13 protein-coding genes, 4 tRNA genes and 2 rRNA genes are annotated in these 20,490 nt (G+C 59.0%); all 19 read left to right on the top strand.

Features of this window, described 5'->3' with window-relative positions:
* Nucleotides 1-208: 208 nt before the first annotated feature.
* The 19 genes from JLK41_RS21750 (at nt 209) to rpsL (ending at nt 20,415) form a co-directional block, all read left to right on the top strand.
* Nucleotides 209-3,101: ribosomal RNA gene (locus JLK41_RS21750) — 23S ribosomal RNA — on the top strand.
* Nucleotides 3,102-3,239: 138 nt separating this feature from the next.
* Nucleotides 3,240-3,355, top strand: a 5S ribosomal RNA gene (rrf, locus tag JLK41_RS21745).
* Nucleotides 3,356-3,739: 384 nt separating this feature from the next.
* Nucleotides 3,740-4,705, top strand: coding sequence for a bifunctional biotin--[acetyl-CoA-carboxylase] ligase/biotin operon repressor BirA (gene birA, locus JLK41_RS21740; RefSeq protein ID WP_210389787.1), 966 nt, complete (start codon nt 3,740-3,742; stop codon nt 4,703-4,705).
* Complete coding sequence (locus JLK41_RS21735; protein ID WP_037057530.1) at nt 4,695-5,444, top strand: pantothenate kinase; 750 nt, start codon at nt 4,695-4,697, stop codon at nt 5,442-5,444. The genes birA and JLK41_RS21735 overlap by 11 nt, the downstream gene beginning before the upstream one ends.
* Before the next feature lie 8 nt (nt 5,445-5,452).
* Nucleotides 5,453-6,142, top strand: coding sequence for an SPOR domain-containing protein (locus tag JLK41_RS21730; RefSeq protein ID WP_037057529.1), 690 nt, complete (start codon nt 5,453-5,455; stop codon nt 6,140-6,142).
* Nucleotides 6,143-6,283: 141 nt separating this feature from the next.
* Nucleotides 6,284-6,368: transfer RNA gene (locus JLK41_RS21725), tRNA-Tyr, on the top strand.
* A 24-nt stretch (nt 6,369-6,392) separates the two neighbouring features.
* Nucleotides 6,393-6,466 (top strand) — tRNA-Gly (locus JLK41_RS21720).
* A 26-nt stretch (nt 6,467-6,492) separates the two neighbouring features.
* Nucleotides 6,493-6,568: transfer RNA gene (locus JLK41_RS21715), tRNA-Thr, on the top strand.
* An 84-nt stretch (nt 6,569-6,652) separates the two neighbouring features.
* Complete coding sequence (tuf, locus tag JLK41_RS21710; protein WP_134675806.1) at nt 6,653-7,846, top strand: elongation factor Tu; 1,194 nt, start codon at nt 6,653-6,655, stop codon at nt 7,844-7,846.
* 53 nt (nt 7,847-7,899) lie between these two features.
* Nucleotides 7,900-7,975 (top strand) — tRNA-Trp (locus JLK41_RS21705).
* 42 nt (nt 7,976-8,017) lie between these two features.
* On the top strand, nt 8,018-8,386 hold the full coding sequence (secE, locus tag JLK41_RS21700; protein ID WP_037057257.1) for a preprotein translocase subunit SecE: 369 nt from the start codon (nt 8,018-8,020) through the stop codon (nt 8,384-8,386).
* A gap of 9 nt (nt 8,387-8,395) precedes the next feature.
* Nucleotides 8,396-8,929, top strand: coding sequence for a transcription termination/antitermination protein NusG (gene nusG, locus JLK41_RS21695; protein ID WP_037057253.1), 534 nt, complete (start codon nt 8,396-8,398; stop codon nt 8,927-8,929).
* A gap of 119 nt (nt 8,930-9,048) precedes the next feature.
* Nucleotides 9,049-9,480, top strand: a complete 432-nt coding sequence (gene rplK / locus JLK41_RS21690) for a 50S ribosomal protein L11 (RefSeq protein WP_021488823.1) — start codon at nt 9,049-9,051, stop codon at nt 9,478-9,480.
* The gene (rplA, locus tag JLK41_RS21685; RefSeq protein ID WP_037057251.1) at nt 9,480-10,175 is read left to right on the top strand and encodes a 50S ribosomal protein L1; all 696 of its coding nucleotides are present in this window, start codon (nt 9,480-9,482) and stop codon (nt 10,173-10,175) included. Before rplK ends, rplA begins: the two co-directional genes overlap by 1 nt.
* 215 nt (nt 10,176-10,390) lie before the next feature.
* Nucleotides 10,391-10,891, top strand: a complete 501-nt coding sequence (gene rplJ, locus JLK41_RS21680; protein WP_037057248.1) for a 50S ribosomal protein L10 — start codon at nt 10,391-10,393, stop codon at nt 10,889-10,891.
* Nucleotides 10,892-10,972: 81 nt separating this feature from the next.
* Nucleotides 10,973-11,341, top strand: coding sequence for a 50S ribosomal protein L7/L12 (rplL, locus tag JLK41_RS21675; RefSeq protein WP_037057245.1), 369 nt, complete (start codon nt 10,973-10,975; stop codon nt 11,339-11,341).
* A 221-nt stretch (nt 11,342-11,562) separates the two neighbouring features.
* Nucleotides 11,563-15,636, top strand: coding sequence for a DNA-directed RNA polymerase subunit beta (gene rpoB, locus JLK41_RS21670; RefSeq protein WP_037057242.1), 4,074 nt, complete (start codon nt 11,563-11,565; stop codon nt 15,634-15,636).
* Between the two features lie 61 nt (nt 15,637-15,697).
* A complete protein-coding gene (gene rpoC, locus JLK41_RS21665; protein ID WP_037057238.1) occupies nt 15,698-19,897 on the top strand; it encodes a DNA-directed RNA polymerase subunit beta' in 4,200 nt (1,399 codons plus the stop codon).
* Nucleotides 19,898-20,043: 146 nt separating this feature from the next.
* Entirely contained in the window at nt 20,044-20,415 is a 372-nt protein-coding gene (rpsL, locus tag JLK41_RS21660; protein ID WP_004373429.1) for a 30S ribosomal protein S12, read from the top strand.
* Nucleotides 20,416-20,490: the final 75 nt, after the last annotated feature.

The following is a 20,490-nucleotide window of genomic DNA, read 5'->3' as shown; positions in this document are numbered from 1 at the left end:
TTCAGGTGATGACCTGTTGAGTGCTGATTTCTGGTCTTTTGACCGGTACAAATCGTTCTTTAAAAATTTGGATATGTGATAGAAGTGACTAACGATGTGTTTCACTGCACATTGTTAATCAAGGCAAAATTTGTAGTTCTCAAGACGCAAATTTTCGGCGATGTCGTCTTCACGATTGAGACAGTAACCAGATTGCTTGGGGTTATATGGTCAAGTGAAGAAGCGCATACGGTGGATGCCTTGGCAGTCAGAGGCGATGAAAGACGTGGTAGCCTGCGAAAAGCTTTGGGGAGTCGGCAAACAGACTGTGATCCAGAGATCTCTGAATGGGGGAACCCACCCGGCATAAGCCGGGTATCTTGTACTGAATCCATAGGTGCAAGAGGCGAACCAGGGGAACTGAAACATCTAAGTACCCTGAGGAAAAGAAATCAACCGAGATTCCCTAAGTAGTGGCGAGCGAACGGGGACTAGCCCTTAAGTTGATTTGAGTGTAGTGGAAGGCTCTGGAAAGTGCCGCCGTAGTGGGTGATAGCCCCGTACACGAAACGCTCTTATCAATGAAATCGAGTAGGACGGGGCACGAGAAACCTTGTCTGAACATGGGGGGACCATCCTCCAAGGCTAAATACTACTGACTGACCGATAGTGAACCAGTACCGTGAGGGAAAGGCGAAAAGAACCCCGGAGAGGGGAGTGAAATAGAACCTGAAACCGTATGCGTACAAGCAGTGGGAGCCTACTTTGTTGGGTGACTGCGTACCTTTTGTATAATGGGTCAGCGACTTATATTCAGTGGCGAGCTTAACCGAATAGGGGAGGCGTAGCGAAAGCGAGTCTTAATAGGGCGCTTTAGTCGCTGGGTATAGACCCGAAACCGGGCGATCTATCCATGGGCAGGTTGAAGGTTAGGTAACACTGACTGGAGGACCGAACCGACTACCGTTGAAAAGTTAGCGGATGACCTGTGGATCGGAGTGAAAGGCTAATCAAGCTCGGAGATAGCTGGTTCTCCTCGAAAGCTATTTAGGTAGCGCCTCGTGTATCACTGCTGGGGGTAGAGCACTGTTTCGGCTAGGGGGTCATCCCGACTTACCAAACCGATGCAAACTCCGAATACCAGCAAGTGTCAGCACGGGAGACACACGGCGGGTGCTAACGTCCGTCGTGAAAAGGGAAACAACCCAGACCGTCAGCTAAGGTCCCAAAGTTATGGTTAAGTGGGAAACGATGTGGGAAGGCTTAGACAGCTAGGAGGTTGGCTTAGAAGCAGCCATCCTTTAAAGAAAGCGTAATAGCTCACTAGTCGAGTCGGCCTGCGCGGAAGATGTAACGGGGCTCAAACCATACACCGAAGCTACGGGTTCATCCTTTGGATGAGCGGTAGAGGAGCGTTCTGTAAGCCTGTGAAGGTGAGTTGAGAAGCTTGCTGGAGGTATCAGAAGTGCGAATGCTGACATGAGTAACGACAATGCGAGTGAAAAACTCGCACGCCGAAAGACCAAGGTTTCCTGCGCAACGTTAATCGACGCAGGGTTAGTCGGCCCCTAAGGCGAGGCAGAAATGCGTAGTCGATGGGAAACGGGTTAATATTCCCGTACTTCTAGTTACTGCGATGGAGGGACGGAGAAGGCTAGGCCAGCACGGCGTTGGTTGTCCGTGTTTAAGGTTGTAGGCTGGTTTCTTAGGTAAATCCGGGAGATCAAGGCCGAGAACTGATGACGAGCGTTCTTTTAGAATGCGAAGTGGTTGATGCCATGCTTCCAGGAAAAGCTTCTAAGCTTCAGGTAACTAGGAACCGTACCCCAAACCGACACAGGTGGTTAGGTAGAGAATACCAAGGCGCTTGAGAGAACTCGGGTGAAGGAACTAGGCAAAATGGCACCGTAACTTCGGGAGAAGGTGCGCCGGTGAGGGTGAAGTATTTACTACGTAAGCCCATGCCGGTCGAAGATACCAGGCCGCTGCGACTGTTTATTAAAAACACAGCACTCTGCAAACACGAAAGTGGACGTATAGGGTGTGACGCCTGCCCGGTGCCGGAAGGTTAATTGATGGGGTTAGCGCAAGCGAAGCTCTTGATCGAAGCCCCGGTAAACGGCGGCCGTAACTATAACGGTCCTAAGGTAGCGAAATTCCTTGTCGGGTAAGTTCCGACCTGCACGAATGGCGTAACGATGGCGGCGCTGTCTCCACCCGAGACTCAGTGAAATTGAAATCGCTGTGAAGATGCAGTGTATCCGCGGCTAGACGGAAAGACCCCGTGAACCTTTACTATAGCTTTGCACTGGACTTTGAGCTTGCTTGTGTAGGATAGGTGGGAGGCTTTGAAGTGGGGACGCCAGTTCTCATGGAGCCATCCTTGAAATACCACCCTGGCAACCTTGAGGTTCTAACTCTGGTCCGTTATCCGGATCGAGGACAGTGTATGGTGGGTAGTTTGACTGGGGCGGTCTCCTCCCAAAGAGTAACGGAGGAGTACGAAGGTGCGCTCAGACCGGTCGGAAATCGGTCGTAGAGTATAAAGGCAAAAGCGCGCTTGACTGCGAGACAGACACGTCGAGCAGGTACGAAAGTAGGTCTTAGTGATCCGGTGGTTCTGTATGGAAGGGCCATCGCTCAACGGATAAAAGGTACTCCGGGGATAACAGGCTGATACCGCCCAAGAGTTCATATCGACGGCGGTGTTTGGCACCTCGATGTCGGCTCATCACATCCTGGGGCTGAAGCCGGTCCCAAGGGTATGGCTGTTCGCCATTTAAAGTGGTACGCGAGCTGGGTTTAGAACGTCGTGAGACAGTTCGGTCCCTATCTGCCGTGGACGTTTGAGATTTGAGAGGGGCTGACCTTAGTACGAGAGGACCGGGTTGGACGAACCTCTGGTGTTCCGGTTGTCACGCCAGTGGCATTGCCGGGTAGCTATGTTCGGAAAAGATAACCGCTGAAAGCATCTAAGCGGGAAACTTGCCTCAAGATGAGATCTCACTGGGAACTTGATTCCCCTAAAGGGCCGTCGAAGACTACGACGTTGATAGGCAGGGTGTGTAAGCGCTGTGAGGCGTTGAGCTAACCTGTACTAATTGCCCGTGAGGCTTGACCATATAACACCCAAACAATCTGCTCTGACAGCAGAGGGTGTCGATGGTGAAGTCGACAGAAAGCCGAAAATTTGCGAGAGCTACAAGCCTCTATCACGTATCCAAGGGATCGCGCCTTACCGCGAGATCCCAACCGAATTGCTTGACGACCATAGAGCGTTGGAACCACCTGATCCCATCCCGAACTCAGTAGTGAAACGACGCATCGCCGATGGTAGTGTGGTGCTTCACCATGTGAGAGTAGGTCATCGTCAAGCTCCTATACGAAACCCCAGATCTCTAACGAGGTCTGGGGTTTCTTCTTTGCGCGGCAGAAAGTCGGGTGCGGACAGAGCCGGTCTGCGGCGGGGTTGGCGGGGTAACCTGCAGGACCCGTGATCGCCGGCAAGCCGGCTCCTACGGGAACTTCGCCAGGCCGCGTCCTGTAGGAGCCCGCTTGCGGGCGAGGCGTTGGTCGGCCGCACCTGGGTGGCCGGGGCGTTCGCGGGTGAGGATGTTCCTGTGCAGCGCTTTCGGGGTGTTTGCCGACGCGGTGCAATGCTTGGAGCTTCTCCCCCGGATCGGCGGTGGAACACTGCGTTTTCTATGCAAGTACAAGCCTCGTCGTTATCATGCCAGCCTTGTTCATAGCGGGGCCTCGCATGCTGGAATTGTTGAAACTTCTGCAGGATGGTCGCTTCCATTCCGGTGAAGCCCTTGGGGCTCGGCTCGGGATCAGTCGGAGTGCCATCTGGAAGCAGTTGCAGGGCCTGGAGGCTGAACTGGGGGTCGAGGTGTTCAGGGTCCCAGGTAAAGGCTATCGGCTTTCTTCGCCCCTGGTCCTGCTCGATGCCGAGCGGATTTCACAGGCGGCGGGAGAGGTGGACTGGCCCATCGCTGTCGAGTCCAGCCTGGATTCGACGAATGCGGAGATCTTCCGCCGCCTCGATGCCGGCGCTCGTCCGCCTTTCGTGTTGCTTGCCGAGCGTCAGACCGCGGGTCGCGGACGGCGAGGTCGGGTGTGGGCGAGTCCATTTGCCGAGAACCTCTATTGCAGTCTTGTCCTGCGCGTTGATGGTGGAATGAGTCAGGTCGAGGCCCTGAGTCTGACCGTCGGCCTGGCGGTGGCGAAAGCGCTGCGGGCGTGTGGCGTGACTGCGGCCGGGCTGAAGTGGCCGAATGACGTGTTGGTCGACGGGCGCAAGATATCCGGAATACTGCTCGAGCTTGCCGGGGATCCTGCCGATGTCTGCCATGTCGTGATCGGTATCGGTATCAATGTGAACATGCTGGTCGATACGCCTGCGTTGATCGATCAGCCCTGGACGTCGGTGCGGCAGTGTCTCGGCCACGCGCTCGATCGCAATCAGTTGGCGGCTGAACTCCTGAAGCAGTTGCGTGTGCACCTCTCCACGCATTGGCAGCAGGGCTTTGCCGGCTTGCGAGAAGAGTGGGAGGCGTTGCACGTGTGGCGAGGCCGCTCCGTCGCGTTGACCGCGGGAAGCAACGCAATCCTGGGTGTGGTGCAGGGCGTCGATGAACGAGGGACGATTCGGCTGAGTGTCGATGGTGTCGATCAAACCTTCAGCGGTGGCGAGTTGAGCCTGAGGTTGCTGCATGATTCTTGAGCTCGACTGCGGTAACAGCTTCATCAAATGGCGAGTGATCTCCATCGACGCTGCTCAGCGTATTGCCGCTGGCGTGGTCAACGACGATGCCGGCCTGTTCGAGGCGCTGTCGGCTGTCCCCGATCTGCAGGTGGAGCATTGCCGCATGGTCAGTGTACGCAGCGATGCCGAGACCGAGCAGTTGGTCGCCCGTCTGCGTGCGTCTCTGGGCGTGGAGGCGGTTTGCGCTCAGTCCGCCAGTCAGGTCGGCGCGGTACGCAATGGCTATGCTGACTTCCAGCGCCTGGGCCTGGACCGCTGGCTGGCCGTGCTCGGGGCTTACCATCTTGGTCAGCGCGCCTGTCTGGTGGTGGATCTGGGGACGGCCGTCACCGCCGATTTCATCTCTGCCGACGGTGCGCATCTGGGAGGCTTCATCTGCCCGGGGCTGCCGTTGATGCGCGATCAGCTGAGCACGCATACCCGGCGCATTCGTTACGACCGCCAGGTGGCGCTCGCGGCATTGCAGGAGCTGGATCCTGGGCGTTCCACGGCGGAGGCGGTCGAGCGTGGCTGCGTGCTGATGCTGCGTGGGTTCGTCGCCGAGCAGTTGGCACAGGCGACGGCGCGTTTTCCGGATGGCTTCGAGGTGTTCCTGACGGGTGGGGACGCGGACCTGGTGCGTGATGTCGTGCCGGGCGCTCAGGTCGTCGCGGATCTGGTATTTGTCGGGTTGGCGATCGCCTGCCCCCTGAATTGAGGCAAGGCATGCGCTGGTTCCTGCTACTGCTGCTACTTCTTAACGCGTTCTACTACGTCTGGCATCAACAGCAGGCGCCGTTGCGGGCCAAGGAGGTGGCGCCGGCCAGTTCCTATCAGGGGGCGCGCAAGGACATACGGCTGCTCAGCGAGGCCGAGTCGCCTCGTCTGCCCGCAAGGCAGCCGGAGGTCGAGCCACAGGCGGCTGCCTCCGAGGCGGCGGTGTGTCTTTTCCTGGGGAGCTTCGAGGAAGAGTCTCGCGCCCGGGTCGTCGAGCAGCGCCTGCTGAGCCTGGACATACAGGCCGAGGTGCACAGCATCGATGCGGCTGCGGGCGTGGAGTACTGGGTGTACCTGCCTCCGCTGGCGTCCCGGCAGGCGTCGTTGCGTCAGTTGCGAGAGCTGCAGGCGCGGCGCATCGACAGTTACATCATCACCCAGGGCGAGTTGGCGAACGGCATCTCCCTGGGCATCTTCCCGCGCAGCGATTCGGCCGACAGCGTCATGCAGCGCCTTCGCGAGGTGGGTTACGAGCCGCAGATGCGCGAGCTGTCGCGTGCCCATCGCAGTTTCTGGGTGCGGGTGGCCCCGCAAAGCAGGCGCCTGGCCGACGAATTTCTGCTGGGGCAGCTGGCTGGAGACTTCGCGGGTTTGCAACATCAATTAATGCCGTGCGAGGGCGTTGCATTGCTCCAATAGTTTGCATAGAATGGCGCCCGCTTCGCAGGGTGGTCAAAGTTGGTTCCCGACGAAGATGTTGTCAAAGTAGCTAACCTCAAGATTTTAATGAGAAAAAGCTTGACAGCAGGGTGGCAGATCTAGAAAATGCCGCCTCACTTTGGAGGGGTTCCCGAGCGGCCAAAGGGATCAGACTGTAAATCTGACGTCATCGACTTCGAAGGTTCGAATCCTTCCCCCTCCACCAGATTCAGCGTGAGCTGCAGGCTCCGCGGGCATAGTTCAGTGGTAGAACCTCAGCCTTCCAAGCTGATGATGCGGGTTCGATTCCCGCTGCCCGCTCCAGTTTGTGGTTGGCGCAATAGAGTTTGGCTCATGTAGCTCAGTTGGTAGAGCACACCCTTGGTAAGGGTGAGGTCAGCGGTTCAAATCCGCTCATGAGCTCCATCTAATGAAGGCAGATATGAAAGTATCTGCCTTTGTTTTAATGGCAGCATGGCTTGCTCAATTCTTCGTTGGGAGACGGTCAAGATGGCTAAAGAGAAATTCGAACGTAACAAACCGCACGTCAACGTCGGCACCATCGGTCACGTTGACCACGGTAAGACCACTCTGACCGCTGCTCTGACCCGTGTCTGCTCCGAGGTTTTCGGTTCGGCCAAGGTCGACTTCGACAAGATCGACAGCGCTCCGGAAGAAAAAGCTCGTGGTATCACCATCAACACCGCGCACGTAGAGTACGACTCCAACATTCGTCACTACGCGCACGTTGACTGCCCGGGCCACGCCGACTACGTGAAGAACATGATCACCGGTGCTGCCCAGATGGACGGCGCGATCCTGGTCTGCTCGGCTGCCGACGGCCCGATGCCGCAAACTCGCGAGCACATCCTGCTGTCCCGTCAGGTTGGCGTACCGTACATCGTCGTGTTCCTGAACAAGGCCGACATGGTTGACGACGCTGAGCTGCTGGAACTGGTCGAGATGGAAGTTCGCGACCTGCTGAGTACCTACGATTTCCCGGGTGACGACACTCCGATCATCATCGGCTCCGCGCTGATGGCTCTGAACGGCGAAGACACCAACGAAATGGGCACCAGCGCTGTTAAGAAGCTGGTCGAGACTCTGGACAGCTACATTCCTGAGCCGGTTCGTGCCATCGACCGTCCGTTCCTGATGCCGATCGAAGACGTATTCTCGATCTCCGGCCGCGGTACTGTTGTTACCGGTCGTGTAGAGCGCGGTATCGTCAAGATCCAGGAAGAAATCGAAATCGTTGGTCTGCGTCCGACCACCAAGACCACCTGCACCGGCGTTGAGATGTTCCGCAAGCTGCTGGACGAAGGTCGTGCTGGTGAGAACTGCGGCGTGCTGCTGCGCGGCACCAAGCGTGATGAAGTTGAGCGTGGTCAGGTTCTGGCCAAGCCGGGCACCATCAAGCCGCACACCAAGTTCGAAGCTGAAGTGTACGTTCTGTCCAAGGAAGAAGGTGGTCGTCACACCCCGTTCTTCAAGGGCTACCGTCCGCAGTTCTACTTCCGTACCACTGACGTGACCGGTTCGTGCGAACTGCCGGAAGGCGTTGAGATGGTAATGCCGGGCGACAACATCAAGATGGTTGTCACCCTGATCAAGCCGATCGCCATGGAAGACGGCCTGCGCTTCGCGATCCGCGAAGGCGGTCGTACCGTCGGCGCCGGCGTGGTTGCCAAGATCGTCGAGTAATCGGTTGATCTGTTCCTCCCAGGCCGGCATAATGGTCGGCCTGATTTTGCTTTAGGTCAGTAGCTCAATTGGCAGAGCGGCGGTCTCCAAAACCGCAGGTTGGGGGTTCGATTCCCTCCTGACCTGCCATTTTCTAACGAATCTGGCGTGTCTTTCACAGGATCTTCTCGAATGAATGTTAAGGCTGAAGCCAAAGACTCTCGCTTTGATCTGGTCAAGTGGCTGGTCGTCGCTGCCCTGGTTGTTGTGGGTGTCGTAGGTAATCAGTACTTCTCTGCTGAGCCGGTTCTGTATCGTGTTCTGGGTCTGGTTGCTCTGGGTGCTGTTGCTGCCTTCGTGGCGTTTCAGACTGCTCGTGGCCAGGCGTTCGCGGTTCTGCTGAAAGAAGCTCGCGTCGAGATTCGTAAAGTTGTTTGGCCGACCCGTCAGGAAACCACGCAGACCACGTTGATCGTGGTCGCGGTTGTCCTGGTAATGGCGCTGCTGTTGTGGGGGCTCGATTCCCTGCTCGGTTGGCTTGTTTCCCTGATTGTTGGTTAAGGGTGTCTCGTGGCTAAGCGTTGGTACGTCGTGCATGCCTACTCGGGTTACGAGAAGCATGTGATGCGCTCGCTGATCGAGCGCGTGAAACTCGCTGGAATGGAAGATGAATTCGGCGAAATTCTCGTGCCCACTGAAGAAGTGGTCGAGATGCGCAACGGTCAGAAGCGCAAGAGTGAGCGCAAGTTCTTCCCTGGCTATGTTCTGGTCCAGATGGAAATGAACGAGGCGACTTGGCACTTGATCAAGGATACGCCGCGCGTCATGGGCTTCATTGGTGGTACTGCCGACAAGCCGGCGCCGATCACCGAGAAAGAAGCTGAAGCCATTCTCCGTCGTGTTGCCGATAACGGCGACAAGCCCAAGCCGAAGACGCTGTTCGAGCCGGGCGAGATGGTTCGTGTTGTCGATGGCCCGTTCGCCGATTTCGGTGGCGTGGTCGAAGAAGTGAATTACGAGAAGAGCCGTATCCAGGTTGCAGTGACCATCTTCGGTCGCTCTACCCCGGTCGAGCTGGAGTTCAGTCAGGTCGAGAAGGCATAACTGACATAAGCATCCCACACCCCGCAGCCTTAGGCTGCGGGGTTTTGTCGTCACTGGGATAAATGCGTAAGTAACCTCGGGGAGCCGTCAGGCGTTCGAACCCGAAATTGGAGTAGCTAATGGCTAAGAAAATTCAGGCTTATATCAAGCTGCAGGTTAAAGCCGGTCAGGCAAACCCGTCGCCACCCGTTGGTCCGGCTCTGGGTCAGCACGGTGTCAACATCATGGAATTCTGCAAGGCGTTCAACGCCAAGACTCAGGGCATGGAACCTGGTCTGCCGACTCCTGTGATCATCACCGTTTACAGCGACCGTAGCTTCACCTTTGAAACCAAGAGCACCCCGGCATCGGTACTGCTGAAGAAGGCCGCTGGCCTGAGCAGCGGCTCCGCTCGCCCGAACACCGTCAAAGTAGGCACCGTTACCCGTGCTCAGCTGGAAGAGATCGCCAAGACCAAGCAGGCCGATCTGACTGCCGCTGACCTGGATGCGGCCGTGCGCACCATCGCCGGCTCCGCTCGTAGCATGGGCCTGAACGTGGAGGGTGTGTAATGGCTAAGTTGACCAAGCGCCAAAAGGCCATTGCGGCCAAGGTTGAAGCCGGCAAGGCCTACACCTTCGAAGAAGCTGCCGGCCTGCTGGCCGAGCTGTCTGCTGTCAAGTTCACCGAGTCCTTCGACGTCGCCGTGAACCTGGGCGTAGACCCGCGTAAATCCGACCAGGTCGTTCGTGGCGCCACCGTTCTGCCGAACGGCACCGGTAAAAGCGTTCGCGTTGCCGTGTTCACCCAGGGTCCGGGCGCTGAAGCCGCTCTGGCTGCTGGTGCCGACAAGGTAGGTATGGACGATCTGGCTGCCGAAATGAAAGCCGGCGACCTGAACTACGACGTCGTCATCGCTTCCCCGGACGCCATGCGCGTTGTCGGCCAGCTGGGTCAGGTTCTCGGCCCGCGCGGCCTGATGCCGAACCCGAAAGTCGGCACCGTGACTCCGGACGTCGCTACTGCGGTCAAGAATGCCAAGGCTGGTCAGGTGCGTTTCCGTACCGACAAGAACGGCATCATCCACACCTCCGTTGGCAAGGTCGGCTTCGAAGCCACCGCGCTGAAGCAGAACGTGGAAGCCCTGCTGGCTGACCTGAAGCGTCTGAAGCCGTCGACTTCGAAAGGCATCTACGTCAAGCGTGTGACCCTGAGCACCACCATGGGTCCTGGTCTGATCATCGATCAGGCTTCGCTCGACGCGTAAGTGATTGAGCCGGCAGCCTTGTGCTGCCGGCTTTGAAAAAATTGGGGTCCCTGCCTGGCGGGGGCTATCCAAGACCGTAGGTGGCGCAAGCTTTAAAGCAGAGAGAGCGATCTCCCTGAGCCTACGCAGATGGTGCTCCCGATTCATACCGAATCAGACACCAAAACGCCGTCCGGCCCATGTCGGACGAAACGGTAACATCCAGGAGTAAACCCGTGGCAATTAAACTCGAAGACAAGAAGGCCATCGTCGCTGAAGTCAACGAGGCTGCCAAAGCCGGTCTGTCCGCTGTCGTGGCTGATGCCCGTGGCGTGACCGTCGGCGCAATGACCGGACTCCGTAAAGAGGCCCGAGCGGCTGGTGTGTACGTGAAAGTCGTACGTAACACCCTGCTCAAGCGCGCTGTTGAAGGCACTCAGTTCGACGTGCTCAACGACGTGTTCAAAGGCCCGACCCTGATCGCGTTCTCCAACGAACATCCGGGCGCTGCTGCCCGTATCTTCAAGGATTTCGCCAAGGGTCAGGACAAGTTCGAGATCAAGGCAGCTGCGTTCGAGGGCCAGTTCCTCGCAGCAAACCAGATCGACGTACTGGCAAGCCTGCCGACCCGCGAAGAGGGCATTGCCCAGCTGATGAGCGTGATTCAAGGCGCCACCAGCAAACTCGCTCGCACGCTGGCAGCTATTCGCGACCAGAAAGAAGCTGCTGCTGCCTAAGGCCGCGTAAGCACTTTCGAAATCACATGTTTAATTTGATGGTCGCGTAAGGCCGTCACCCCAATACAGGAATTGATAGTCATGTCCCTGACTAACGAGCAAATCATCGAAGCTATCGGCCAGAAATCCGTTATGGAAATCGTTGAGCTGATCAAAGCGATGGAAGAAACCTTCGGCGTTACCGCTGCTGCTGCTGTTGCTGCCGGTCCGGCTGCTGCTGCTCCGGCTGCTGAAGAGCAAACCGAGTTCACCATCGTTCTGGCTGAAGCTGGCGACAAGAAAGTGAACGTGATCAAGGCTGTTCGCGAGCTGACCGGTCTGGGCCTGAAAGAAGCCAAGGCTGTCGTTGACGGCGCCCCGGGCGTGGTCAAGGAAGGCGCTTCGAAAGAAGAAGCCGAAGCTGCCAAGAAAGCCCTGGAAGAAGCAGGCGCCAAGGTCGAGCTCAAGTAAGTTCGCACCTTGCGTCTACAGCCCGAGCGACTCGCACAAGGCTGATGGCTGGTGGCTTTTGCCACCGGCCTTTTTCCGTTCTAGGTTGGCTGTTCGTCAGTCAGCCTGGAATCGGGAAGATCCCGCCCGAGAGGCGGCCGCAAACCGAGGGTTTGCACGATTTTCTGGTCATCGCCGCCGGCGCTGGCCAAATAAGCAGGTGACCAAGCTGGGGAACGCTGATGGCTTACTCATACACTGAGAAAAAACGTATCCGCAAGGACTTTAGCAAGTTGCCGGATGTCATGGATGTGCCTTACCTCCTGGCCATCCAGCTGGATTCCTATCGCGAATTCCTGCAGCAAGGGGCGAGCAAGGAACAGTTCCGTGACATCGGCCTGCATGCGGCCTTCAAATCGGTATTCCCGATCATCAGCTACTCCGGCAACGCCGCTCTGGAGTACGTCGGCTATCGCCTGGGCGATCCGGCGTTCGACGTCAAGGAGTGCGTCCTGCGTGGCGTGACCTTCGCCGTGCCGCTGCGCGTGAAGGTGCGTCTGATCATTTTCGACAAAGAATCGTCGAACAAAGCGATCAAGGACATCAAAGAGCAGGAAGTGTACATGGGCGAAATCCCGCTCATGACCGAGAACGGTACCTTCGTCATCAACGGTACCGAGCGTGTGATCGTTTCCCAGCTGCACCGCTCGCCGGGCGTGTTCTTCGACCACGACCGTGGCAAGACCCACAGCTCGGGCAAGCTGCTGTACTCCGCTCGCATCATCCCTTACCGCGGTTCCTGGCTGGACTTCGAGTTCGACCCGAAGGATGCGGTATTCGTGCGTATCGACCGTCGCCGCAAACTGCCGGCGTCCGTCCTGCTGCGCGCGCTCGGCTACAGCACCGAGGAAGTGCTGGATGCCTTCTACGACACCAACGTCTACCACGTTAAGAGCGAAGGCCTGAGCCTGGAGCTCGTGCCTCAGCGCCTGCGCGGTGAAGTCGCGGTCCTGGACATCAAGGACGGCAGCGGCAAGGTGATCGTGGAGCAGGGCCGTCGTATCACTGCCCGCCACATCAACCAGCTGGACAAGGCTGGCATCAAAGAGCTGGACGTTCCGCTCGAGTACGTCATTGGCCGCACCACTGCCAAGGCCGTCGTGCATCCGGCCACCGGCGAAATCATCGCCGAGTGCAACACCGAGCTGACCGCCGACCTGCTGGTCAAGATGTCCAAGGCACAGGTTGTCCGCTTCGAGACCCTGTACACCAACGATATCGACTGTGGTCCGTTCATCAGCGACACCCTGAAGATCGACAGCACCACCAATCAGCTGGAAGCGCTGGTCGAGATCTACCGCATGATGCGTCCGGGCGAGCCGCCAACCAAGGACGCAGCCGAGACCCTGTTCAACAACCTGTTCTTCAGCGCCGAGCGTTACGACCTGTCCGCCGTCGGCCGCATGAAGTTCAACCGTCGTATCGGTCGTACCGAGATCGAAGGTTCGGGCGTGCTGAGCAAGGAAGACATCGTTGCCGTACTGAAGACCCTGGTCGACATCCGTAACGGCAAAGGCATCGTCGATGACATCGACCACCTGGGTAACCGTCGCGTACGTTGCGTCGGCGAGATGGCCGAGAACCAGTTCCGCGTGGGCCTGGTGCGTGTCGAGCGCGCGGTCAAGGAACGTCTGTCGATGGCCGAAAGCGAAGGCCTGATGCCGCAGGACCTGATCAACGCCAAGCCGGTTGCGGCGGCGGTGAAGGAGTTCTTCGGTTCCAGCCAGCTTTCCCAGTTCATGGACCAGAACAACCCGCTCTCCGAGATCACCCACAAGCGCCGCGTATCCGCACTCGGCCCAGGTGGTCTGACCCGTGAGCGCGCCGGCTTCGAAGTCCGCGACGTACACCCGACCCACTACGGCCGTGTGTGCCCGATCGAGACGCCTGAAGGTCCGAACATCGGTCTGATCAACTCGCTGGCTGCCTATGCCCGCACCAACCAGTACGGCTTCCTGGAAAGCCCGTACCGCGTGGTCAAGGAAGGCAAGGTCACCAACGACATCGTGTTCCTGTCGGCCATCGAAGAAGCCGATCACGTGATCGCCCAGGCCTCCGCCACCCTGAACGACAAGGGTGAGCTGGTCGACGAGCTGGTTGCCGTACGTCACCTGAACGAATTCACCGTGAAGGCGCCGGAAGACGTCACCCTGATGGACGTTTCGCCGAAGCAGGTTGTTTCCGTCGCTGCCTCGCTGATTCCGTTCCTCGAGCACGACGACGCCAACCGTGCACTCATGGGGTCGAACATGCAGCGTCAGGCTGTACCGACCCTGCGCGCCGACAAGCCGCTGGTAGGTACCGGCATGGAGCGCAACGTCGCCCGTGACTCCGGTGTCTGCGTCGTGGCCCGTCGCGGTGGTGTGATCGACTCGGTCGACGCCAGCCGTATCGTGGTTCGCGTCAATGATGACGAAGTCGAAACTGGCGAAGCCGGTGTCGACATCTACAACCTGACCAAGTACACCCGCTCCAACCAGAACACCTGCATCAACCAGCGTCCGCTGGTGAGCAAGGGTGATCAGGTTGCGCGTGGCGACATCATGGCTGACGGCCCGTCCACCGACATGGGTGAACTGGCGCTGGGTCAGAACATGCGCGTTGCGTTCATGCCGTGGAACGGCTTCAACTTCGAAGACTCCATCTGCCTGTCCGAGCGCGTGGTTCAGGAAGACCGCTTCACCACTATCCACATCCAGGAACTGACCTGTGTGGCGCGTGACACCAAGCTCGGCCCAGAGGAAATCTCCTCGGATATCCCGAACGTTGGTGAAGCCGCACTGAACAAGCTGGACGAAGCCGGTATCGTCTACGTCGGCGCCGAAGTCGGCCCGGGCGACATCCTGGTCGGCAAGGTCACCCCGAAAGGCGAGACCCAGCTGACTCCGGAAGAGAAGCTGCTGCGTGCGATCTTCGGTGAGAAGGCGTCCGACGTGAAGGACACCTCCCTGCGTGTGCCGACTGGCACCAAGGGTACCGTCATCGACGTACAGGTCTTCACCCGTGATGGTGTCGAGCGCGACAGCCGTGCCCTGGCCATCGAGAAAGAGCAGCTCGACGAGATCCGCAAGGATCTGAACGAAGAGTTCCGCATCGTCGAAGGTGCGACCTTCGAGCGTCTGCGTTCCGCTCTGGTGGGTGCCATCGCCGAAGGCGGCGCCGGCCTGAAGAAAGGCAGCGCGGTCACCGACGAGTTCCTCGACGGCCTCGAGCGTGGTCAGTGGTTCAAGCTGCGCATGGCCGACGACGCGCTGAACGAGCAGCTGGAGAAGGCCCAGGCCTACATCTCCGACCGCCGTCAGCTGCTCGACGACAAGTTCGAAGACAAGAAGCGCAAGCTGCAGCAGGGCGATGACCTGGCTCCGGGCGTACTGAAGATCGTCAAGGTCTACCTGGCCATCCGCCGTCGCATCCAGCCGGGTGACAAGATGGCCGGTCGTCACGGTAACAAGGGTGTGGTCTCGGTGATCATGCCGGTCGAAGACATGCCGCACGACGCCAACGGTACGCCGGTCGACATCGTCCTCAACCCGCTGGGCGTACCGTCGCGTATGAACGTCGGTCAGATCCTCGAAACCCACCTGGGCCTGGCGGCCAAGGGCCTGGGCGAGAAGATCAACCGCATGCTCGAAGAGCAGCGCAAGATCGCTGAGCTGCGCAAGTTCCTCGCCGAGATCTACAACGAGATCGGCGGTCGTCAGGAAAACCTCGACGAGTTCTCCGACAACGAGATCCTCGAGCTGGCGAAGAACCTGAAAGGCGGCGTGCCGATGGCGACTGCCGTGTTCGACGGTGCCAAGGAAACCGAGATCAAGGCCATGCTGAAGCTGGCTGATCTGCCGGAAAGCGGCCAGATGCGTCTGTTCGACGGTCGTACTGGTAACCAGTTCGAGCGCCCGACCACCGTCGGCTACATGTACATGCTCAAACTGAACCACCTGGTGGACGACAAGATGCACGCGCGTTCCACTGGTTCCTACAGCCTGGTTACCCAGCAGCCGCTGGGTGGTAAGGCGCAGTTCGGTGGTCAGCGTTTCGGGGAGATGGAGGTCTGGGCGCTGGAAGCCTACGGTGCCGCCTACACCCTGCAGGAAATGCTGACCGTGAAGTCGGACGACGTGAACGGCCGTACCAAGATGTACAAGAACATCGTGGATGGCGATCACCGCATGGAGCCGGGCATGCCCGAGTCCTTCAACGTGCTGATCAAAGAGATCCGTTCGCTCGGCATCGACATCGATCTGGAAACCGAATAACACGCGACGTGAGGAGAGCGGGGCGGTTAGCCCGCTCTCCGCTCCGCCAGGAGGAAAGGCCTTGAAAGACCTACTGAATTTGCTGAAAAACCAGGGTCAGATCGAAGAGTTCGACGCCATCCGCATCGGGTTGGCCTCGCCTGAGATGATCCGTTCGTGGTCGTTCGGTGAAGTTAAAAAGCCGGAAACCATCAACTACCGTACCTTCAAGCCAGAGCGCGACGGCCTGTTCTGCGCCAAGATCTTTGGCCCGGTCAAGGACTACGAGTGCCTGTGCGGCAAGTACAAGCGCCTCAAGCACCGCGGTGTGATCTGCGAGAAGTGCGGCGTTGAAGTCGCGCTGGCCAAGGTTCGTCGTGAGCGCATGGCGCACATCGAACTGGCCTCGCCGGTCGCCCACATCTGGTTCCTGAAGTCGCTGCCGTCCCGTATCGGCCTGCTGATGGACATGACCCTGCGTGACATCGAGCGCGTGCTCTACTTCGAGAGCTACGTGGTGATCGATCCGGGCATGACCACCCTCGAGAAGGGTCAGCTGCTGAACGACGAGCAATACTTCGAAGCCCTCGAAGAGTTCGGTGACGACTTCGACGCGCGCATGGGCGCCGAAGCCGTGCGCGAGCTGCTGCACGCCATCGACCTGGATCACGAGATCGGCCGCCTGCGTGAAGAGATTCCGCAGACCAACTCCGAGACCAAGATCAAGAAGCTGTCCAAGCGCCTGAAGCTGATGGAAGCCTTCAAGGACTCCGGCAACCTGCCGGAGTGGATGGTCCTGACCGTTCTGCCGGTTCTGCCGCCGGACCTGCGTCCGCTGGTGCCGCTGGATGGTGGCCGCTTCGCGACTTCGGATCTGAACGATCTGTATCGCCGCGTGATCAACCGTAACAACCGTCTGAAGCGCCTGCTCGATCTGTCGGCGCCGGACATCATCGTGCGCAACGAAAAGCGCATGCTGCAGGAAGCGGTCGACGCCCTGCTCGACAACGGCCGTCGCGGTCGCGCCATCACTGGCTCGAACAAGCGTCCGCTGAAGTCGCTGGCCGACATGATCAAAGGTAAGCAAGGTCGCTTCCGTCAGAACCTGCTCGGTAAGCGCGTGGACTACTCCGGTCGTTCCGTTATTACCGTGGGCCCGACCCTGCGCCTGCACCAGTGCGGTCTGCCGAAGAAGATGGCTCTGGAACTGTTCAAGCCGTTCATCTTCGGCAAGCTGGAAGCCCGTGGTCTGGCGACCACCATCAAGGCGGCCAAGAAGATGGTCGAGCGCGAACTGCCCGAGGTCTGGGACGTTCTCGCCGAAGTCATCCGCGAACATCCCGTGCTGCTCAACCGTGCACCGACCCTGCACCGTCTCGGTATCCAGGCGTTCGAGCCGGTTCTGATCGAAGGCAAGGCCATCCAGCTGCACCCGCTGGTCTGCGCCGCGTACAACGCCGACTTCGACGGTGACCAGATGGCCGTGCACGTGCCGCTGACCCTCGAGGCCCAGCTGGAAGCGCGCGCGCTGATGATGTCGACCAACAACATCCTCTCGCCCGCCAACGGCGAGCCGATCATCGTACCGTCGCAGGACGTGGTTCTGGGTCTGTACTACATGACCCGTGAAGCGGTGAACGCCAAGGGTGAAGGTCGCGTATTCGCCGACCTGCAGGAAGTCGACCGCGTGTTCCGCGCCGGCGAAGCTTCCCTGCACGCCCGTGTGAAAGTGCGTATCAACGAAACCGTCAAAGAGAAAGACGGTTCGATCAGCAAGAACACCCGCATCGTCGACACCACTGTCGGCCGCGCGCTGCTGTTCCAGGTGGTACCGGCCGGCCTGTCCTACGACGTGGTCAACCAGCCGATGAAGAAGAAGGCGATCTCCAAGCTGATCAACCAGTGCTACCGCACCGTGGGTCTGAAGGACACCGTCATCTTCGCCGACCAGCTGATGTACACCGGTTTCGCCTACTCGACCATCTCCGGTGTGTCGATCGGCGTGAACGACTTCGTCATCCCGGATGAAAAGGCGCGCATCATCGATGCCGCCACCGAGGAAGTGAAGGAAATCGAATCGCAGTACGCCTCCGGCCTGGTTACCCAGGGCGAGAAGTACAACAAGGTGATCGACCTGTGGTCGAAGGCCAACGACGAAGTCTCCAAGGCGATGATGGCCAACCTCTCGAAAGAGCCGGTGGTCGATCGCGAAGGCAAGACCGTCGAGCAGGAGTCCTTCAACTCCATGTACATGATGGCCGACTCCGGTGCGCGGGGTTCCGCCGCCCAGATTCGTCAGCTGGCCGGTATGCGTGGTCTGATGGCCAAGCCGGACGGTTCCATCATCGAAACGCCGATCACGGCGAACTTCCGTGAAGGTCTGTCGGTTCTGCAGTACTTCATCTCCACCCACGGTGCTCGTAAAGGTCTGGCGGATACCGCACTGAAGACCGCGAACTCCGGTTACCTGACCCGTCGTCTGGTCGACGTGGCCCAGGATCTGGTGGTGACCGAGGTCGACTGCGGCACCGAGCATGGTCTGCTGATGACTCCGCACATCGAAGGCGGCGACGTGGTCGAGCCGCTCGGTGAGCGCGTTCTGGGTCGTGTCATCGCCAAGGACGTGCCGAAGCCGGGCAGCGACGAGATCATCGTGCCGGCCGGTACCCTGATCGACGAGCAGTGGGTCGAGTTCATCGAGCTGAACAGCGTCGACGAAGTGGTCGTGCGTTCGCCGATCACCTGCGAAACCCGCTACGGCATCTGCTCCGCGTGCTACGGCCGCGATCTGGCCCGTGGTCACCAGGTCAACATCGGTGAGGCGGTCGGCGTTATCGCTGCCCAGTCGATCGGTGAGCCGGGTACCCAGCTGACCATGCGTACCTTCCACATCGGTGGTGCTGCAAGCCGTACCTCGGCTGCCGACAGCGTCCAGGTGAAGAACGGTGGTGCGATCCGTCTGCACAACCTGAAGCACGTCGAGCGTGTCGACGGCAACCTGGTAGCGGTTTCCCGTTCCGGTGAGCTGGCCGTGGCCGACGAGTTCGGTCGTGAGCGCGAGCGCTACAAGCTGCCGTACGGTGCCGTGATTTCCGTGAAGGAAGGCGACAAGGTCGACGCTGGCGCCATCGTCGCCAAGTGGGACCCGCACACCCACCCGATCGTGACCGAAATGAAGGGTATCGTGACCTTCGTCGGCATGGAGGAGGGCATCACCATCAAGCGCCAGACCGACGAACTGACCGGTCTGACCAACATCGAGGTGATGGATCCGAAGGATCGTCCGGCTGCTGGCAAGGACATTCGTCCGGCCATCAAGATGGTCGACGCCAACGGCAAGGAACTGCTGCTGCCGGGTACCGACGTACCGGCTCAGTACTTCCTGCCTGCCAACGCCCTGGTCGGCGTGGCGGATGGTGCGCAGATCGCGGTCGGTGACGTTATCGCCCGTATCCCGCAGGAAACCTCGAAGACCCGCGACATCACCGGTGGTCTGCCGCGCGTTGCCGACCTGTTCGAAGCCCGTCGTCCGAAGGAAGCTTCGATCCTGGCGGAGATCAGCGGCACCATCTCGTTCGGCAAGGAGACCAAGGGCAAGCGCCGTCTGGTCATCACTCCGACCGATGGCAGCGATCCGTACGAGGAGCTGATTCCGAAGTGGCGTCACCTGAACGTGTTCGAAGGTGAACAGGTCAACAAGGGTGAAGTCATCTCCGACGGTCCGAGCGATCCGCACGACATCCTGCGTCTGCTGGGCGTCAGCGCGCTGGCCAAGTACATCGTCAACGAGATCCAGGACGTTTACCGTCTGCAGGGCGTGAAGATCAACGACAAGCACATCGAGACCATCCTGCGTCAGATGCTGCGCAAGGTCGAAGTCAGCGAGTCCGGCGATTCGTCCTTCATCAAGGGCGACCAGATGGAGCTCACCCAGGTTCTGGGCGAGAACGAGCGTCTGGCCGAGGAAGACAAGTTCATCGCCAAGTACACCCGCGTACTGCTGGGTATCACCAAGGCGTCGCTGTCCACCGAGTCGTTCATCTCGGCGGCTTCCTTCCAGGAAACCACCCGCGTCCTCACCGAGGCGGCGGTTACTGGCAAGCGCGACTACCTGCGTGGCCTGAAAGAGAACGTGGTCGTGGGTCGTCTGATCCCGGCTGGTACCGGCCTGGCCTATCACAGCGAGCGCAAGCGCAAGCGTGATGCCGACAAGCCGGTCCGCGTCAGCGCCAGTGAGGTCGAAGCCGCACTGACCGAAGCGCTGAACTCCAGCGGAAATTGAGTCGAAGCCCTGTCAGTTCGCTGGCGGGGCTTTGCCTTGACTGGGGGCGTGAGTCTCTTTAGACTCATGCACCCCTAAATTTGGCAGGGCGTTTGGCTCTGCCATCTTTATTTGTGAGCGTCGAAAGACAACAGTGGAGCTAGTAGATGGCAACTATCAACCAGCTGGTACGTCAGCCGCGTAAGCGCATCGTCGAGAAATCCGACGTGCCTGCGCTGCAGAACTGCCCGCAGCGTCGTGGCGTGTGCACCCGCGTGTACACCACCACGCCGAAGAAACCTAACTCGGCACTGCGTAAAGTATGCCGCGTGCGTCTGACCAACGGCTACGAAGTGTCTTCGTACATCGGCGGTGAAGGCCACAACCTGCAAGAGCACAGCGTCGTGCTGATCCGTGGCGGTCGTGTAAAAGACCTTCCGGGTGTGCGCTACCACACCGTGCGTGGTTCGCTGGATACCTCCGGCGTCAAAGACCGTAAGCAGGGTCGTTCCAAGTACGGTACCAAGCGTCCGAAATAAGGCCGCTTGATCCTTTTTATTTAGTTGAGTCGATAAGAGTAAGGTCGGGCGCGGCGTTCGCCGTTGGTCCCGAGC

Origin of the sequence: Ectopseudomonas khazarica, from assembly GCF_017915135.1 — a bacterium.
In the GTDB taxonomy this organism is placed as follows: domain Bacteria; phylum Pseudomonadota; class Gammaproteobacteria; order Pseudomonadales; family Pseudomonadaceae; genus Aquipseudomonas; species Aquipseudomonas khazarica.
The sequence above is the reverse complement of the archived record's forward strand: the minus strand, read 5'-3'. Positions and strand labels throughout refer to the sequence as shown.

What these genes read in the sequence shown, in the direction of transcription:
- birA (WP_210389787.1), top strand. Translation starts at nt 3,740, where the DNA reads ATGCTGGAATTGTTGAAACTTCTGCAGGATGGTCGCTTCCATTCCGGT.
- JLK41_RS21735 (WP_037057530.1), top strand. Translation starts at nt 4,695, where the DNA reads ATGATTCTTGAGCTCGACTGCGGTAACAGCTTCATCAAATGGCGAGTG.
- JLK41_RS21730 (WP_037057529.1), top strand. Translation starts at nt 5,453, where the DNA reads ATGCGCTGGTTCCTGCTACTGCTGCTACTTCTTAACGCGTTCTACTAC.
- tuf (WP_134675806.1), top strand. Translation starts at nt 6,653, where the DNA reads ATGGCTAAAGAGAAATTCGAACGTAACAAACCGCACGTCAACGTCGGC.
- secE (WP_037057257.1), top strand. Translation starts at nt 8,018, where the DNA reads ATGAATGTTAAGGCTGAAGCCAAAGACTCTCGCTTTGATCTGGTCAAG.
- rplK (WP_021488823.1), top strand. Translation starts at nt 9,049, where the DNA reads ATGGCTAAGAAAATTCAGGCTTATATCAAGCTGCAGGTTAAAGCCGGT.
- rplA (WP_037057251.1), top strand. Translation starts at nt 9,480, where the DNA reads ATGGCTAAGTTGACCAAGCGCCAAAAGGCCATTGCGGCCAAGGTTGAA.
- rplL (WP_037057245.1), top strand. Translation starts at nt 10,973, where the DNA reads ATGTCCCTGACTAACGAGCAAATCATCGAAGCTATCGGCCAGAAATCC.
- rpoB (WP_037057242.1), top strand. Translation starts at nt 11,563, where the DNA reads ATGGCTTACTCATACACTGAGAAAAAACGTATCCGCAAGGACTTTAGC.
- rpsL (WP_004373429.1), top strand. Translation starts at nt 20,044, where the DNA reads ATGGCAACTATCAACCAGCTGGTACGTCAGCCGCGTAAGCGCATCGTC.